Consider the following 3812-nt stretch of genomic DNA (forward strand, 5'->3'; position numbering starts at 1 on the left):
CACGGTTTATCGCGAGGAAGCGGTAATGCGGAGGAACGCGGCGTAGTCCTGCAAAGCTGCGGAACATTTCGCCACGTCCTTCACATTATTCTATAGGGTGTCGAGCCATCCCATCAGATTGGCATCTCGCTTCCACGAAGGTGGCACGTTGCTCGCCGCCGGGGCGCCAACCTGTTCCAGCGCCTTTCGTTTGGTCTCCAGATTGGCCTGAGCATAGTGATTGGTCGTATCGAGACTGACGTGCCCGAGCCAACTGCGGATGACGGTGATATCGACTCCGGCGGCAACGAGGTGGACGGCGGTCGCGTGCCGGAAGCTGTGAGGCGTAACGTGTTTTGACTGGAGGGTCAGCGTCGATTTCGCGGCTTGTTCCACGTAGGCGTTGAGCTTGAACCGCACCCCTGACGCCCCTAGCGGTTCACCGTATCGATTGACGAAGATCCGCTCATCGGGCGCACGCGGCTGTCGCTCCAGTAGCTTCCTGAGCAATGCCACGGTTTCTGGCCAGAGCGGGCAGATGCGTTCCTTGCGCCCCTTGCCGTAAAGACGCACGAAGTTCGGTGCATCGAACCGGATTGCTTCGGGACAGAGGTCAAGCGCCTCTTGGATTCGCGCGCCACTGTTATAGAGGAACGAGAGCAGTACATGGTCGCGCAGCCCTTCGAGTGTCGATCGGTTGGGCTGGGCGAGGATGGCCTCGACCTCCTCGGGCTCGAGGTAGCACGGCGCGGAGGTGGGCTCCCGCTTCAACGGAACAGCCAGGACCTCTGAGCACTGCGCGATGTATTCCGGATTCTTGTCCGCCACGAAGCTGAAGAAGCTGCGGATGGCGGCCAGTCGGCAGTTCCGCGTGCCGATCGTGGTCTTGCGGCCATGCTCGGTATGATGAAGGAACGCGCGCACCTCGCCGGCCGAGACGTCGGTGAGCGTCAGCCGCGCGACCCCGCAGCCTTTTCGCTCCGCGACGAACCGAAGCAGCAGCCGCCAGGTGTCGCGATAAGAGCGGATCGTGTGGATTGACGCGCTGCGCTGCTCGGCCAGCCACTCCTGGAAGAACGCCCGCAACAACGCGGGCAATGGATTGCCTTTCCTCATGGCCGCGCCTCCGTGACAAGGCACGGGGCGCCGAGCGCGCGGAACCGTTCACTGGCTTCCTGCAACAGATCCTGCGTGACGGTGATGTAGACCAGCGTGGAGTGGAGATCCCGGTGCCCCATGTAGGTCGAGAGGAAGTGCAGTTTTTCCTGAGGGTTAATGCCGGACCGGTACCACTGGAGGATGCGGTTCACCACCATCGAGTGACGAAGGTCATGGACCCGCGGCCCGGTCCGGCCCGAAGCGGGCTTGAGCCCAGCACGGCGCATGACGTTGGTAATCATTGTCGTAACCGCCTCGGGCCTGTAGCGGTCATTTAAGTGGGCATGCCAGAACAGCCCTGATTTCGGGTTCTGTGGGCCGCCAGCGCGCCGCCTCGCATCGATGTACGCGCGCAGTTCGACCGCGACACTGTCGGATAGAGGCAAGATCCTGGTCTTGTAGAACTTCGTTTCCCGGATCGTGATCGTGCTTGATTGCAGGTCCACGTCACCAAGATCGAGCCATGCCAGCTCGCTTCGCCGTAGCCCGGCACAATAGGCCAGCATGATCATGGTGTAGAGGGTCAACGGCCGCAGCGGAGCGTCCGGCGACGGATAAGTCCGTGCGGTATCGAGCATACGCCGAACGTCAGCCGGGCTGAAGATATGCGGTTGCCGATGCTCCCGCGCTACTTCCCGCTCTGGCCGGGGATTGAAGCGCTTTGGCGGGATAGTCGGATCGAGGCGGAACCGCGCCTTGGTCAGGATGCGCGCCAGCTTCTGGCATTCAGCCGCGTGGTTGCGGGTCGGCTTGGCAGCCGCCCAGCTCGCAATCATTGCCTCAAGTGGTTGCTCCGCGAGGTCGGGACGGGCCTGAAGGAACCGATCGAACCGCAGCAGCCAGTGAGCCTGCGCTTCATATTGATATCCCCGGCTGCGCATCAGCATGACATGGTCTTGCATGAAGTCACCCAGCACGCTGCCGAAGGGCGCAGGCCGTCGTAACGCGGCCAAGGATTCGTCGGGATTCGGGGAAGCCAAGGCCCGCCAGATCGGCTTGCTTTGCTTGACGTTGTACCGACGGCGAAGTGCAGCAACAGGGTTGTCGGCGATCAGCCCGATTTCGACGAGGTGGTCGAGGAAGCGGTCGACAATGCAGACCTGATTGAGCAGCGTCGACAATCGCCAACGTTTTTGCATCTCCTTCAGCCAGGCGTCGAGCATCTGCCGGTCCACCGCCGGATGCCGGCGGGCAACATCTTCGAAGGTGCAAAGGAACCAGCGATATGTCGGTACGCTTCCCGGCCGGAACTGCGATTTTACCAGGAAGGCGTCGACGACGGTGCGATCGGGATCGTGCCAGGCGCTCATGACAGCACCTCCATTCCAGGCACCTCGAGTGCCACGGCTCGGAGATCATCTGTTGCCAGTTTGAGATAAGTATTGGTGGATTCGGTGGATCGATGCCCGAGCACGTCGCCGATGATCTTTTGCGGGACCGATGCCCGCAGCATTTCGACCGCACGTGCGTGGCGGAAGACATGCGGCCCCCGCTTTCCTGCTGGCACTACGCCTGCGGCGGCCAACCGACCGCGGATCATGCCGTACAGGTTCGTCATTGCGATATAGGGTGCGCAGGATCGGACGAAGATTTCCCGCACTTCAACCTGGGGCCGCCCAAGGCGCAGATAATCCAGCAGCGCTTCACCAACAGTCACCATTAGCGGCATGTACGAGTACGCGTTGGTCTTGGTGTGGCAGATCCGGAGGGATTCTGCGCGCCAGTCCACGTCATCGAGCCGAAGGCGGCATATCTCACCTTCGCGCAGCCCATACGTGGCAAGCAGCTGAAGTATCGCATAATCGCGTAGTCCGCGTGGCGATCTGTCCTCCTGCGTTGTCGCCAGAACCGCGGCGATTTGGCTCCTTTCCAGCGTCGACGGCACATCTTCGTAGGCATAGAGCATGGGGCCGATGATGTGTGGCGTCAGATCGGTCGGGATGCGACCCGTCCGATGCAGATGGCGAACCACCGAACGGAGACGCTCAGCGACATCGGCCAATGATTTGCGCCGTAAACCAGGCGCGCGCATGTCCATGTAGAGATCGATGTCCACGATGCTCAACGTTTCGAGGCTGGCGGCACCGGCCCGGTCGAACTGCCATCGCAGGAAGTTTCGCGCCTCCCACATCAGCGCCGCAATGGACGCGCTTGCCAAACCGCGCTCCTCGCGCAGCCATGCCTCGTATTCGCGGCAAATTTCATGTCGATGCTCGTCATCGGGACCGATCATTTCTGCGTCCGGGGGCCAATTGCCTTGAGCAAGCCGGAGGAGCTTGGCGATCGCGGTGCGGGGCAACATGTGCCAACGCGCACTGGGAGGCCGACCGTACTGGATCTCAAAATCCTGAACCGCATAGCCAAAATACTGATCGACCTGCTGCGGCGTCACAGTCTCGACCTGTATATCGCACTCGGCCAGATAATCGAGAAACGCGCGGGCGTAGAGACGGTGGTTCGCCACGACCACGGGATTGTAATTCTGTGTGGTGAGCGAATTCGAGAGTTCGGTGATCAACTCGTCATGCAACTTCAACATGATTGCCTCCTCAGCTGGTCCAGGGACCGCCGAGGTTCGCAACCAATATAATGCGCAGCAACTGCGCACACTATCATGGGAATTCGCCGGTTACGCCGCGCTCCTCCGCATTACCGCTTCCTCGCGATAAGCGATC

General features: G+C 61.1%; 3 protein-coding genes. All 3 read right to left on the reverse strand.

The window, feature by feature from the left end; genetic code table 11:
- Positions 1-90: 90 nt before the first annotated feature.
- The 3 genes from GGQ90_RS28685 to GGQ90_RS28695 are packed head-to-tail and all read right to left on the reverse strand — an operon-like array spanning position 91 to position 3676.
- Positions 91-1095 carry a site-specific integrase gene (locus tag GGQ90_RS28685; protein ID WP_009823939.1) on the reverse strand — a complete coding sequence of 335 codons (1005 nt, stop codon included), beginning with the start codon at positions 1093-1095 and terminating at the stop codon, positions 91-93.
- Complete coding sequence (locus GGQ90_RS28690) at positions 1092-2447, reverse strand: tyrosine-type recombinase/integrase (RefSeq protein ID WP_009823940.1); 1356 nt, start codon at positions 2445-2447, stop codon at positions 1092-1094. The genes GGQ90_RS28685 and GGQ90_RS28690 overlap by 4 nt, the downstream gene beginning before the upstream one ends.
- A complete protein-coding gene (locus tag GGQ90_RS28695) occupies positions 2444-3676 on the reverse strand; it encodes a site-specific integrase (protein ID WP_007015824.1) in 1233 nt (410 codons plus the stop codon). The genes GGQ90_RS28690 and GGQ90_RS28695 overlap by 4 nt, the downstream gene beginning before the upstream one ends.
- Between the last annotated feature and the right edge of the window lie 136 nt (positions 3677-3812).

The organism is Sphingobium scionense (assembly GCF_014197035.1).
Classification (GTDB): Bacteria; Pseudomonadota; Alphaproteobacteria; order Sphingomonadales; family Sphingomonadaceae; genus Sphingobium; species Sphingobium scionense.